Source organism: Saccharothrix syringae (assembly GCF_009498035.1).
GTDB lineage: Bacteria > Actinomycetota > Actinomycetes > Mycobacteriales > Pseudonocardiaceae > Actinosynnema > Actinosynnema syringae.
The window spans coordinates 8,663,524-8,676,880 of sequence record NZ_CP034550.1; the positions used below are offsets into that span (position 1 = coordinate 8,663,524).

10 protein-coding genes are annotated in these 13,357 nt (G+C 75.8%); 2 read left to right on the top strand and 8 right to left on the bottom strand.

Features of this window, described 5'->3' with window-relative positions; genetic code table 11:
* Positions 1-22: 22 nt before the first annotated feature.
* The 5 genes from EKG83_RS35920 to EKG83_RS35940 all read right to left on the bottom strand — a co-directional run bounded on the left by EKG83_RS35920 (position 23) and on the right by EKG83_RS35940 (position 4,118).
* The gene (locus EKG83_RS35920; RefSeq protein WP_228122342.1) at positions 23-607 is read right to left on the bottom strand and encodes a flavoprotein; all 585 of its coding nucleotides are present in this window, start codon (positions 605-607) and stop codon (positions 23-25) included.
* Between the two features lie 155 nt (positions 608-762).
* A complete protein-coding gene (locus EKG83_RS35925; protein WP_084716693.1) occupies positions 763-2,187 on the bottom strand; it encodes an RsmB/NOP family class I SAM-dependent RNA methyltransferase in 1,425 nt (474 codons plus the stop codon).
* Complete coding sequence (gene fmt / locus EKG83_RS35930; RefSeq protein WP_033432527.1) at positions 2,184-3,113, bottom strand: methionyl-tRNA formyltransferase; 930 nt, start codon at positions 3,111-3,113, stop codon at positions 2,184-2,186. The genes EKG83_RS35925 and fmt overlap by 4 nt, the downstream gene beginning before the upstream one ends.
* 130 nt (positions 3,114-3,243) lie before the next feature.
* Positions 3,244-3,792, bottom strand: a complete 549-nt coding sequence (def, locus tag EKG83_RS35935; protein ID WP_033432528.1) for a peptide deformylase — start codon at positions 3,790-3,792, stop codon at positions 3,244-3,246.
* A 50-nt stretch (positions 3,793-3,842) separates the two neighbouring features.
* Entirely contained in the window at positions 3,843-4,118 is a 276-nt protein-coding gene (locus tag EKG83_RS35940) for a hypothetical protein (RefSeq protein WP_153278668.1), read from the bottom strand.
* A gap of 125 nt (positions 4,119-4,243) precedes the next feature.
* On the opposite strand from EKG83_RS35940, the gene EKG83_RS35945 reads away from it, so the two are divergent.
* Positions 4,244-4,822: an RNA polymerase sigma factor gene (locus EKG83_RS35945; protein WP_051766273.1), complete on the top strand. Its 579-nt coding sequence runs from the start codon at positions 4,244-4,246 to the stop codon at positions 4,820-4,822.
* Positions 4,819-6,006 (top strand): hypothetical protein, encoded by a 1,188-nt coding sequence (locus EKG83_RS35950; RefSeq protein ID WP_033432529.1) that lies wholly within the window; start codon positions 4,819-4,821, stop codon positions 6,004-6,006. Before EKG83_RS35945 ends, EKG83_RS35950 begins: the two co-directional genes overlap by 4 nt.
* Positions 6,007-6,430: 424 nt before the next feature.
* Here the strand turns inward: EKG83_RS35950 and ggt are convergent, their stop codons facing one another.
* The 3 genes from ggt to metK all read right to left on the bottom strand — a co-directional run bounded on the left by ggt (position 6,431) and on the right by metK (position 13,337).
* The gene (ggt, locus tag EKG83_RS35955) at positions 6,431-8,224 is read right to left on the bottom strand and encodes a gamma-glutamyltransferase (protein ID WP_033432530.1); all 1,794 of its coding nucleotides are present in this window, start codon (positions 8,222-8,224) and stop codon (positions 6,431-6,433) included.
* A 514-nt stretch (positions 8,225-8,738) separates the two neighbouring features.
* Positions 8,739-10,724, bottom strand: a complete 1,986-nt coding sequence (locus tag EKG83_RS35960) for a primosomal protein N' (protein WP_153278669.1) — start codon at positions 10,722-10,724, stop codon at positions 8,739-8,741.
* Positions 10,725-12,134: 1,410 nt separating this feature from the next.
* On the bottom strand, positions 12,135-13,337 hold the full coding sequence (metK, locus tag EKG83_RS35965; protein ID WP_033427829.1) for a methionine adenosyltransferase: 1,203 nt from the start codon (positions 13,335-13,337) through the stop codon (positions 12,135-12,137).
* Positions 13,338-13,357: the final 20 nt, after the last annotated feature.

Genomic DNA, 13,357 nt, shown 5'->3' on the forward strand with positions numbered 1-13,357 from the left:
CGCGTCTCGAGTGGCTGTCAATTCATCGATCAGGCGTGTTACCGCCATTTTCGGTGAATGCGGCGAACGGCCCAACGCGCTCCAGTTCGCGCAGCACGGCAGGGGGATCCGGAACGAGCAGCACACCGGCGGAACGCAACACGTCCAGGTGACCGTCGAACGCGGGGTGCGCCGCGTGCTCGGCCGACACCTGCGGCATGACCACCACCGGGGCGCGGCGGCCCAGGCCCTCGCACAGGATGGTGAGGGCCTGGTTGTCGCCGATGCCCAGGGCCAGCTTCGCGATCGAGTTCGCCGTGGCGGGGGCGAAGGCGTACGCGTCGGGCACCGGGTGCGGTTTCGGCTCGGTGGGCAGGCGCGAGGTCCAGCGCACCGGCAGGTCGGTGGTCGCGGCGAGGGCGGGCAGGTCCGGTTCGAGCCAGCGGGCGACGGTCGGGGTGAGCGTGACGGCCAGCCGCCAGCCGCGTTCCGCCAGGGGGCGCGCGAGCCCGGCGACCAGCCACCGCTCGACCCCGCCCGCGGCGGACGCGACCAGGGCCAGGACCGGTCGGCGGGCCGACGCACCGGCCCCGGGCAGGCCAGCCCCGGGCAGGCCGGTTCCGGGCACGGCCGCCCCAGGTACACCGGCTCCGGTCACGTCCGCCCCCGATCACACCGATCCAGACCACACCCGCCCGAAGCACACCTGCCCGAAGCACGCCCGCTCCGGGTCACCCCGGCCCGGAGCCGCGCCGCGCACGCCCCGGAGCACACCGCCCCGGGTCAGGCGGGCCGCCGCAGCAGGGCGCAGAACATCGCGTCCGTGCCGTGCCGGTGCGGCCACAGCTGCACCTGCGGCCCGTCGCCCAGCTCGGGCACGCCGGGGAAGAACTCGCGGGTGTCCAGCCGCTCCGCCCCGGTCCGCCGGGCCACGTCGGCGACCACGCCCACCGTCTCGGACAGGTGCGGCGAGCACACCACGTACGCCACCACCCCGCCGGGCCGCACCAGCTCCAGCGCGGCGGTCAGCAGCTCCCGCTGCAACCGCGCCAGCGGCGCCACGTCCGACGGCTGCCGCCGCCAGCGGGCCTCCGGTCGGCGCCGCAGCGCGCCCAGCCCGGTGCACGGCGCGTCGACCAGCACCCGGTCGAACGAGCCCGCGGGCAGGCCCGACTCGCGGCCGTCGGCGACGTGCACGGTGATCGGCAGGTCGCCGGCCGCCTTGCGGACCAGCTCCGCGCGGTGCGGCGCCTTCTCCACCGCGTCCAGCCCCGCGCCGGACAGCGCGGCGAGCGCGCCGAGCAGCACGGCCTTGCCGCCGGGACCCGCGCACAGGTCCAGCCAGCGCTCGTCCGACCCCTCCAGCGGCACCCGGGTCAGCGCCAGCGCGCACAGCTGGCTGCCCTCGTCCTGCACGGCCGCCAGCCGCTCCCGCACCGGCTCCAGGTCGCCGGGGTCGCCGCCCGCCTCCAGCCGCACCCCGTACGGCGAGTACGGGGCCGGCTCGCCGCCGGTCATGGCGGCCAGCTCGTCCGCGGTGACCTCGCCGGGCCGGGCGGCCAGGTGCACGGACGGGCGCGCGTCGTCGGCCACCAGCGCGTCCCGCAGCGGCTCGCCGCGGCTGCCCAGGGCCTCGGCGAACGCCTGCGCGATCCACCTCGGGTGGGCGTTGGCCATGGCCAGGTAGCCGATGGGGTCGGTGTCCTCGTCGGGCGCGACCTCCTCGACCCAGCCCTGCTCGTCCTGGCCGGTGACGCGGCGCAGCACGGCGTTGGCGAACCCGGCCGCGCCGGAGCCCAGCTCGGCGCGCACCAGGTCGACGGTCGAGGCGACCGCGGCGTGCGCCGGGACGCGGGTGCGCAGCAGCTGGTAGGCGCCGAGCCGCAGGGCGTCCAGCACCGATCCGTCCACTTCGGACAGCGGGCGGTCGGAGCACGCGGTCAGCACGGCGTCCAGCAGGCCCCGGGCGCGCAGGGTGCCGTAGGCCAGCTCGGTGGCCAGGGCCGCGTCGCGGCCGGTGATGCGCCGCTCCCGCAGCAGGCCGGGCAGCACGAGGTTGGCGTAGGCGTCGCGCTGGCGCACCGCGCGCAGCGTGTCCAGGGCGGCCAGGCGCGCCGGGTCCTCCTGCGGGGGGCGCGCGGGACCGGTGCGGCGGCGCGGCGGGTGGGGCCCGCGGGGTCGCGAGGGCTTTGACGACCGCTGGGTCATGAGATCCGCTCCCTCGCCTCGACGCGGACGCCGCGCGCCCAGTCCGTCGCCGGCATCCGCTTCTTGCCCTGCGCCTGCACCTCGCCCAGCTCGACCGGCTCGGTGGCCGTGCCGACGAGCACGCGCCTGCGCTCGACCCTGATCTCGCCGGGCGCCAGCTCGTGCTCGCCGTCGACCGGCCGCACCGGGCCGAGCTTGAGCCGCTCGCCGCGGAACTCGGCCCACGCGCCCGGGTCCGGGGTGACCGCGCGGGCGACCCGGTCCAGCGCGGCGGCGGGCATGCCGAAGTCCAGCCGCGCGTCGTCCACGGTCACCTTCGGCGCGTAGCTCACGCCCTCCTCGGGCTGCTCGACGGGCCGCAGCGTGCCGTCCGCGATGCCGTCCACAGTGGACAGCAGCAGCTTGGCGCCGGACTCGGCCAGGCGGGCCAGCAGGTCGCCGGCCGTGTCGCGCTCGCGCACCCGCTCGGTGACCACGCCGAACACCGGGCCCGCGTCCAGGGCCTTGACGATGCGGAACGTGGTCGCGCCGGTGATGTCGTCGCCGTGCCGCACGGCCGCCTGCACCGGCGCCGCGCCGCGCCACGCGGGCAGCACGGAGAAGTGCAGGTTCACCCACCCGTGGGTGGGGATGGCCAGGGCGGACTCGGGCAGCAGCGCGCCGTAGGCGACCACCGGGCACAGGTCGGGCCGCAGCTCGCGCAGCCTGGCCTGGAACGCCGGGTCACCCGCCTTGGGCGGGGTCAGCACCTCGACGCCGTGCTCCTCGGCCAGCGCCGCGACCGGCGACCGCTCGACCCGGCGACCGCGGCCGGCGGGCGCGTCGGGCCGGGTGACCACGGCCACCACCTCGTGCCGGTCGGACTCCAGCAGCGCCCGCAGCGACGGCAGGGCCGGCTCGGGCGTACCCGCGAACACCAAGCGCATGTCAGGCTCCCCCGGACGGCACGGCTGGACTCCGGTGGGACGGCGGACTGGCTCGGTCGAACACTCGCACTCCTCGCTCGGTGGCAGGGCGCAAGTCTAGGAGAGTCCGCCCGGGCCGGCTCGCGCCGAGCTAGTTGGCCCCGCCGAACAGCGGGTGCGGCGACTGCTTGACCACCGGCACGGCGCCGTCGAACCACGGCTGCTGCCGGATCTCGCGCATCGCCTGCTTGCGGGTCTGCTCGTCCAGGCGGTCCAGGAACAGCACGCCGTCCAGGTGGTCGGTCTCGTGCTGGATGCACCGCGCCAGCAGGTCGGTGCCCTCCACCTCGACCGGCTCGCCGTGCATGTTCCAGCCGCGCGCGACGACCTGGCGGTGCCGGCGGCAGTCCCAGGACAGGCCGGGGATCGACAGGCAGCCCTCCTGGCCCTCCTGGTACTCCTCGCCGACCACCTCGAAGGTGGGGTTGACCAGGTGCCCGGCGAACCCGTCGCAGTGGTAGGTGAACACCCGCAGGCCCACGCCCAGCTGCGGCGCGGCGAGCCCGGCGCCGCCGGCGTCGGTCATGGTGTCCCACAGGTCCTTGACCAGCTTGCGCAGTTCCGCGTCGAAGTCGGTCACCTCGACGGCGGGGCTGCGCAGCACCGGGTCGCCGAACAGCCGGATCGGTTGGACGGTCACGCGCACTCCTCGGGGCAGGGCCTGTGACCACCCAGTCTACGTAAGGGGGTTCAGTGCCCCGCGTCACCGCCGAGGAGCAGCACGGCCGCCGCGGCGGCGGCGAGGTGGCCGAGGAAGGCGGCGAGGTGGCCCAGGGAGCGGGCCGCCGCGGTGGTGAGCGCTCCGACCGCGGGTGCTTTGGCCGCTGGTGCTTTGGCTTCGGGCGCTTTGGCTTCGGGTGCTTTGGCCGTGGATGTTCTCACCGGGAATGCTTTTGACGCGGATGTTTCGACGTCAGGTGAATCCACGGCGGGCACCTCGGTCCGGGTGGTGGCGATGGCGATCATGTCGTGCTCCTTCCGTCGCACGTCAGAGGACTTCTTCGGAGCGGGCGCCCCCGCTTTCGCCGGGTGCGGCGGGCCTCGGGGGAAGTTCGGGTGCAACGCCCCGGCCGGTTCGGCTACCTACAGACATGATCGGTGCGTCGACGAACCGGCCGGGGGCGCCGCCGTTACCCGGCACCGATGCGGACCTGTGGCGGCGCGGGGACCGGGCCGCCTTCGCCGCGCTGTTCGACCGGCACGCCGAGGCGGTGTGGAACCACGCCTACCGGCTGACCGCCTCGTGGTCGCTGGCCGAGGACCTGACCTCGGCCACGTTCCTGGCCGCGTGGCGGCGGCGGGCCGAGGTGACGCTGGTCCGCGACAGCGCCCTGCCCTGGCTGTACGCGGTGGCGGGGAACCTGGCGCGCACCGAGTTCCGGCGGGCGGGTCGGTTCCGGCGGGCGTTGCAGCGGGCGTCCGACCCCGAGGTGGTGCCCGACCACGCCGAGAGCGTCATCGCGTCCGTGGACGACGACCGCGCGCTGCGGCGGGTCCTGGACGTGGTGGCCCGACTGCCCAGGGCCGAGCGGGAGGCGGTGGAGCTGTGCCTGCTGGGCGAGCTGTCCACCGCCGAGGCCGCGGAGGTGCTGGGGGTCGCCGAGGTGAGCGTGCGTTCGCGGATCTCCCGGGCCAGGGCCCGGCTGCGCGCCGCGGAGGAGGGACGATGACACTGGAACTGCCACCGCGCCGGCCGCTGCCGCCGCAGGTGCGCGACCGGATGCGGCGCCGGGTGCTCGGGGTGGGCGGACGCGCGCGCCACCGGTTGTCCGAGGTGGGCGAGCACCTGGTCCTGCCCCTGGCCGCCGCGGCCGTGGCGGGGGTGCTCGTCGCGGGCGGCCTGTTCGTCGCCCTCCGGTCGTCGCACGCGGGCGACAGCTCGTCCGTGGGGCCGCCGAGCGGGGCGCCCACCTTTCGGTCGGGCGGCAGACTCGCCGCCCGCACCGACAACCGGCCGGAGGACGCCGACCGGTGCGGGTTCGCGGTGGTGGACGTGTGGTCCACCTTCACGCTGAACGGCCGCCGGCTCGTCGTGGCCGGCGGTGACCGGTTCTGCGAGCTCACCTACACGCGGGTGAGCCACAACCGGCCCGGGGTGGAGGCGGTGGAGCTGGGGCAGGGGGTGCTCGCGCTGTGGCGGTCGCCCACGGGCGTGCTGGTGGGGCGGACGCCGGCCGGGGCGGTTCCCCCGGGAGCCGACGCGCCGACGGCCGACCCGCGCGCCGCGGAGCTGTTCGTGCTGGCCCCGGGACCGGCGCGGGTGGCGTTCGACTTCACCGCGAACGGGCAGGCGGTGCGGGTGGAGGCGGACCTGGACCGGCTGCCGGGGGCGGAGTGGTCCGACTCGGTCGAGCACCTGCCGCCGGGGGACGCCGTGGTGGCGCGGTGCCTGGACCGGGCGTTGCAGGACGGCGCGACCTGGGTCGGCGACCCGGGGCGGTGGCTGCCCGGCGCGGACGTCGGGCCGGCCGCCCACCGGGTGCTGCTGCTGCGCGGCGGCGAGGAGGTCGTGTACTGCCAGGTGGCGGACGACCAGGCCGTCGCGGTGCACCCGGCCAACCGGCCCGGGACCGTCCTGCTGCCGTTCTCGTTCAGGTACCGCGTTGACGGGACGGTCCTCGCCCAGCCCGACGGGGGGTACGTCGTGCTGGCGGGGACGGTCGACCAGGCGCGGGTGGGGGCGCTGGAGGTGGCCGACTCGCGGGGGGTGGGCGGTCAGGTGTCGGTGGTGGCGGGCACGTTCGCGGTGTGGATCGGTGGGCAGCCGGTGGTGGGGGGCGCGCCGGACTCGGGGTTCCGGGTGCGGGTGCGCGACCACCGGGGAGAGGTGGTCTACCAGGACCAGCTTGGGTGAGGGGGGCGTTGGCTGGGAGGGCGCTGACTAGGGGGTGCTGGTCGGGGTGCGCTGGGGGTGCGCTGCTGGCCGGGGCGCTGCTGACCGGGGGCGCTGCTGGCTGGGGGCGCTGCTGGCTGGGGGCGCGCTGACCGGGGGAAGCGCTGACTGGGGGAGGCGCTGACTGGGGGCGCGTTCTGACTGGGGGCGCGTTCTGACTGGGGGCGCGTTGGCTGGACCGGGTCCACCTGGATCGGGGGGTCTGGTGGGGCCGGTTCGAACCCGCCCCGCCCGCGAGGTGAGCATCGGCTCCCCTGCGGGCGGGGCGGGTGGTTGAGCGGGTCGTGGGTGGGCAGGTCGTGGATGGGGCGTGGGCGAGGTGGATGGCGGGCGGTGGTGCGGTGCCGGCGCGGTGCGGTGCCGGCCTGGTGTGGTGCCCGTCGGGTCAGCGGGACGGCCAGACGGCGCGGGCCGCGCCTCCTCCTCGCCTGCTGGTCTCGGCCGCGGCGCGCCAGCGGCCGTCGGGGAGGCGTTCGACCGCGGTCACGGCGCCGATGTCGGTGGTCTGGGTGAAGCGGTGGCCCAGGGCTTGCAGGGCCGCTGCCTCCGGGGTGGCCAGGAACGCGGGTTCGGCCTGGGTGCTCGCGGTGTTGCGCTGGGAGGCCCGCGGGGCGGCGATGGCCTGGACGAGGGGCACGTCGCGGTCCAGGCGCTGGGTGAGCACGTGCAGGACCGTGGTGATGATGCTCGCGCCGCCGGGGGAACCGAGGGCCAGGACCGGCTTGCCGTGGTCCAGGACGATGGTCGGCGTCATCGACGAGCGCGGGCGCTTGGCGGGACCGGGGAGGTTCGGGTCGGGGACGCCCGGGGTGACCGGGGTGAACGAGAAGTCCGTCAGCTCGTTGTTGAGCAGGAAGCCGCGGCCGGGGACGACGATGCCGCTGCCGCCCTCCTGCTCGATGGTCAGCGTGTAGGCGACGACGTTGCCCCAGCGGTCGGCGACGGTGATGTGGGTGGTGTCCGTGCCCTCGTACGGGGTGGCGGCGGGTTCGCCCGCGGTCGCGCACGGGGTCGGGTTGCGCGGGTCACCCGGGGCGACGGGGCTGGTCAGGGCCTTGTTCGGGTCGATGAGGCACGCGCGGCTGTCGGCGAAGCGCTGCGACAGCAGCTCGCGGGTCGGCACGTCGTTCTGCGCCGGGTCGCCCACCCAGCGGTTGCGGTCGGCGAAGGACAGGCGGCTCGCCTCCAGGAACCGGTGCAGGTACTGGGTGGGCGTCTCGCCGGCGAGGTCGGTGGTCTCCAGGACGTTGAGCGCCTCGCCGACCGTGGTGCCGCCGGACGAGGGCGGGGCCATGCCGTAGATGTCGAGGCCGCGGTAGCGGACGCGGGTGGGCTCGCGGCGCTCGGCGGTGTAGCCGCGCAGGTCGGCGGCGGTCATCTCGCCGGGGCGGACCACGCGGGTGGCGCCGGCGACGACCGGTGGCTGCCGGACGGCCTTGACCAGGTCCTGGGCGACGGCGCCGCGGTAGAACTCGTCGATGCCCTTCCGGCGCAGCTCGCGGTAGGTGTCGGCAAGGTCGGGGTTGCGGAACGTGCTGCCGATCGCGGGCGGGGTGCCGTCGGGCAGGTACAGCGCGCGGGTCGAGGTGAAGTCGGCGAACCGGGCGGCGTTCTCGGTGACCTGGCGGTTGAAGGTGGCGTCGACGGTGAAGCCGCGCCGGGCGAGGTCCTCGGCCGGCTTGACGACGCGGTCCAGGGAGAAGGTGCCCCACCGCCGCAGCGCCTGCTCCCAGGTCTTCGGCGTGCCCGGGACCCCGACCGACAACCCGCTGGTGACGGCCTCCGCGAACGGGATCGCCGCGCCGTTCTCCACGAACAGGTCCGCGTCGGCCGCGGCGGGCGCGGTCTCCCGACCGTCCACAGTGGAGATCTGATGGGTGCGGGCGTCGTAGTGGACGAAGAACCCGCCGCCGCCGATGCCCGCGGAGAACGGGTCGGTGACCCCCAGCGCGGCGGCGACGGCGACCGCGGCGTCCACCGCGTTCCCGCCTCGGCGCAGGATGTCGACGCCGATCTGCGAGGCGTCGGGGTCGACGCTGGCCACCACCCCGCCGCTGCCGACGGCTTCGGGCACGCGGGGCGCCTCGGCGGTGGCGTTCGCGGTGGCGTTCGCGGTGGCGGGCAGGAGTGGGACGAGGAGGAGGGATGCGAGGGCGCTGGCGACAGTCGACCGGAGCATCGTTCTCTTCTACTCCTAGCCGGGGGAAACCTGAACCTCCCGATCGGACGGTCACTACTGGGCGATCCGCGCGGTCGGGGCTGGCTGAATCGGTACCGAGGGGTGGGGGCGGTCGCGGCGGCGGGGTCGGGGCGGGGCTGGGGGCGAGGTGTCGGCCGGGTGCCGGCGGTGGTGCCTGTGGTTCGGGGGCTGGCCGGTTGGTGGCGGTTGGTGGGTGGCGGTTGGTGGTCGGAGCCGCCGGATTTCTGTTCGGGCGGGAACTTCGGTCTGACAGGACTGGTAGGGAGTTCGGGGGCTGGGCGCTGTGGTCGGGGCGTGTAGGGCCGGGCCGGGCGGGGTCGCGCCGGGCCGGGCCGAGTGGGGCCGGGCGGGCTGGGCTGGGCTGGCTGGGCTGGGCAGGCTGGGCTGGGCAGGCTGGGCAGGCTGGGCAGGCTGGGCTGGGCAGGCTGAGCAGGGCAGGCTGAGCAGGGCAGGCTGAGCAGGGCAGGCAGGCAGAGCAGGGCAGGGCGGAGTGTCAGAGGACTTCGAGCGGGTCGAGTTTTACCCTGACCGCCTCGGGTTCCTTGCGCGCGCTGCGGACCGACTGGACCTCGCTGAGGATCGCGGCCAGGGCGCGGCCTTCCGTCCTGGCCACGCGGACCAGGGCCCGTTCGCGGTCCTCGTCCAGGGGGACCGGGCCCAGGACCTCGCCGCTCGGGGGCAGGTGCAGGTCGTCCAGGACGGTGGCCAGCGCATCGCGCGAGCCGTCCACCGTGGCCATGCGCACGGCCGGGGGGAAGCCCAGTTCCTGCCTGGCCGCCAGCTCCTGCCTGGCGTGCCACACCGGGTCCCAGCGGACCAGGGCCTGGACCGGGGCCAGGGACGAGTCGGCGATCACGACCACCCGGCCCGCCTCCCGCACCAGGGCGGCGGCGGTCATCCAGCGGCGCAGGGCCTCTTCGGAGGCGCGCAGGTCGGCGCGGCCCAGCAGGGCCCAGCCGTCCAGGAGCAGGGCGGCGCCGTAGCCGCCGGCTGCGACCGGTTCGGCGCCGGGGGTGGCCACCACCAACGACCGGCCGCCGGGGACGGTGGACAGCACGTCGTCGCCGCCCGAGGTGCGGACCGGGACGCCGCTGAACGCCCGGCCCAGCTCCTCGGCCGTCCGGCGGGCGCCGATCACCTGGCCGCGCAGCCGGCGCGAGCCGCAGTTCGGGCAGCGGTACGCCGCCTCCGTGGCACCGCACCAGCGGCAGTACGCCGGTCGCGGCGCGCCGTCCTGGGTGCCGCCCGGCAGGGCCAGGGGCCCGGCGCAGCGGCGGCAGCGGGCCGGAGCCCGGCACTGGCCGCACGCCAGCGCGGGCACGTAACCCCGGCGCGGCACCTGGATCAGGACCGGGGTGTCGGCCGACAGCGCGGCGCGCGCCGCGTCGAACGCGATGGACGGCAGCCGCGCCGACCTCGCCGCCGGGTCCTTCACCTCCTGCCAGTCGTTGTCGCCGACGGCCGCCACGCGCGGCGCCACCGAGCGCAGCGTGTCGCGGGCCGCCACCACCTCGTGCGCCCACCCGCTGTCCACCAGCAGCTGGGCCTCGGCGGTCCGCGCGAAACCGCCGACGAGGAACGAGGCACCGGTCAGGTGCGAGCGCTGCACCAGCACGTCGCGCACGTTCGGGTACGGCATCCTGGGCTCGGCGTGCAGGTCGTCGCCGTCGTCCCACACCGCGACCAGGCCCAGGTCGTGCACCGGCGCGAACGACGCCCCGCGCGTGCCGAGCACCACCCGCACCGAGCCCCGCCGCACCGCCAGCCACCGCTTGTACCGCTCGGACGGCCCGAGGTCGGCCGACAGCGTCACCACGCCCGCCTCGCCCACGAGCGCCGCGCACGCCTCGTGCAGCCGGGCCAGGTCGCGGTGGTCCGGCACGACCACCAGCGCGCCCTTGCCGGTGCTCGCGACCGACGCCACCGCCTCGGCCAGCCGCGCCGGCCAGTCCTCGGCGGGCAGCGCCTGCCACACCGCCCGGGCGGCCCGGCCGGAGCGCAGTGCGTCGAGCAGCCGGGGGCCGAGCGGGTACCGCGCCCAGCCCTCGTCCGACGGTGCCACCGGGACCGGCGCCGGTTCCGGTGACGGCTTGGCCTCCACCCGCGCGTGCCGGGGCGGGATCGCCATGCGCAGCACGTCGATCAACGACCCCGCGTACCGGTCGGCCACCGCCCGCGCCAGCTCCGCCACCTCGGGCGACAGCACGGGCTCGGGCGAGACCACCCGGTCCAGGAACGTGAGCTTCCGGCCGTACTCCGACGACTCCGCCCGCTCCAGCAGGTAGCCGTCCACCAACTGCCCCGCGAACCGCACCCGGACCCGGCAGCCGGGCACCGCGTCCGCGTCCTGCTCGGTGGACACCTGGTAGTCGAACGGTCGGTCGAGGTGGGCCAGCGGCACGTCGACGCACACGCGGGCAACCGGCAGCGAGGCGGCGGGGACCCGCTCCCCGCGCCTGGTACCAGCCTTGCCCGCCACGGAGGGAGGTCTACCAGAGACGGCGGTGGACACTCGCGCCCCGGGTGGCTCCGACAGGTCCGTCACGACCGCGTTCGGGCAGTGGTGGTCGGGCGCGGTCGGAGCGGGCTGCCGGGGAAGGGCTGTTCGAGGGGTTGTTCGTGGTCATGGGTCAAGTATCGAACAGGTGTTCGATGGAGGCAAGGTATCTATCGGGTGATCAACTGTCGCGTCCGTTCCACGACCACCACGAATGGCGCGACCACTGCGGATGGCGCGGACGGCGCGAACGGCGCGGCAAGGCAGCCGGGGCGGACAGGGCGGCTGGGCGGGCGGGGTGGCCAGGCAGGCAAGGCAGCCGGGCAGGACGGCCGGGCAGGCAGGCAGGCAGGCGGGCCGGGCAGGCGGGGCGGGGCGGGCAGGGCAGGACGGCTGGGCAGGACGGCCGGGCAGGCAGGCGGTCGGGCGGGGCGGGCAGGCGGGGCGGCCGGGCAGGACGGCCGGGCAGGCGGGGCGGGGCGGGCAGGCGGGGCGGGGCGGGCAGGCGGGGCGGCAGGGCAGGACGGCCGGGCAGGACGGCCGGGCAGGACGGCGGGCGGGCAGGGCAGGCGGGGCGGCCGGGCGGGCCGGGCGGGCCGGGCGGGCCGGGACAGCCAAGGCGGCCGGTGTCGTGTTCACCACAGGGCTGTGGTCGTGCACCGACGACTCCGGTGACATCGAACTCCCCGCGCGCCCCGGCGAACTCGCGCCGGAACCAAATGGGCCCGATCAGCGTGAACCGGTGGGACGCGCCGGACGCTCACGCACCGGCGTTGCCCGGCGACAACCGCACCGGGTCGCCCACCGCGTGGCCGGACGCGGCTGGTGGAGCAGCGGCCGGGCGGGCCATGTGCCACCCCTCGCACCGGCATCCGCTGGTCCGCGGGCGGTTCGGGCCACTGGCGCGGCGAGGCCGGTGGCACTGGGCCCGGCTGGGCGAGCACTGGCGTGCGCAGCCGCCGGTCGAAGTCGAACGCCGGAATCGGATCGCCGCACGCGGTGCGTCGCCACCCGCCGATCTCCGGCGTGGGCACGCCCAGCTGGCGCTTCAGGAAGCGGGTCGTGGAGGGTGAGGTCGAGCACCTGCGAGTCGATGTACCCGCCGGCGGTCCAGGGCGAGACCGCGGTCGTCGGCACACCCGGTCCCGGGGCGGGCGGCGGGGCGTCGCCGGAACTGCCGGCACCCGCCTGGATCGGCATTGGCGCCGGCGACCTGTCCCGCGACGAGGACGCGGCCCGCGAACCGGCCGTGCCGGGCGGGCACCGGGCACGGCCGCACGCTACCCGAGGTGCTCGGCGGCACGACCGAGCAGACCGAGCACGACTGAACACGACCGGAGAAGAACGAGGCCCCGGCACACGGCCGGAGCCTCGCTGAAACCGAATATTCGATCAGGCGCCCGCGGCGGAGCGCAGGTCCACCGCGCGGTCCGTGTTCTCCCACGGCAGCTCGACGTCGGTGCGGCCGAAGTGGCCGTAGGCGGCGGTCGGCGCGTAGATCGGGCGCAGCAGGTCCAGGTCGCGGATGATGGCGGCCGGGCGCAGGTCGAACACCTCGGTGATGGCCTGCTGGATCTTCTGCGGGTCCACCGTCTCGGTGCCGAAGGTCTCCACGAACAGGCCCACCGGCGCGGCCTTGCCGATCGCGTAGGCCACCTGGACCTCGATCCGCGTGGCCAGGCCCGCGGCGACCGCGTTCTTCGCCACCCAGCGCATCGCGTACGCGGCCGACCGGTCCACCTTCGACGGGTCCTTGCCGGAGAACGCGCCACCGCCGTGCCGCGCCATGCCGCCGTAGGTGTCCACGATGATCTTGCGACCGGTCAGGCCGGCGTCGCCCATCGGGCCGCCGATGACGAACCGGCCGGTCGGGTTGACCAGCAGCCGGAAGTCGGAGGTGTCCAGGTTCAGCCCCTCGACCTCGGGGGTCACCACGTGCTCCCGGACGTCCACGCCCAGCAGCTTCTCCAGGTCGATGCCGTCGGCGTGCTGGCTGGACACCACCACGGTGTCCAGGCGCACCGGCTGGTCGCCCGCGTACTCGATGGTCACCTGGGTCTTGCCGTCCGGCCGCAGGTAGGGCACGGTGCCGTCCTTGCGCACCGCGGTCAGCCGCCGCGCCAGGCGGTGGGCCAGGGCGATCGGCAGCGGCATCAGCTCGGGGGTGTCGGTGCACGCGTAGCCGAACATCAGGCCCTGGTCGCCCGCGCCCTGCTTGTCGATGTCGTCGGCGGCGCCCTCGACCCGCTCCTCCAGGGCGCTGTCCACGCCCTGCGCGATGTCGGGGGACTGCGCGCCGATGGCCACGTTCACGCCGCACGAGTGGCCGTCGAAGCCCTTGGCCGACGAGTCGTAGCCGATCTCCAGGATCTTGTCCCGCACGATCGAGGGGATGTCGGCGTACGCCTCGGTGGTCACCTCGCCGGCGACGTGGACCTGGCCGGTGGTGACCAGCGTCTCCACCGCCACGCGCGAGCGCGGGTCCTTGGCCAGCAGCGCGTCCAGGATCGAGTCGCTGATCGCGTCGCAGATCTTGTCGGGGTGCCCCTCGGTCACCGACTCGCTGGTGAACAGCCTGCTGGTGTGCTGGCTCACGACACTCCCTACCTAGTCAA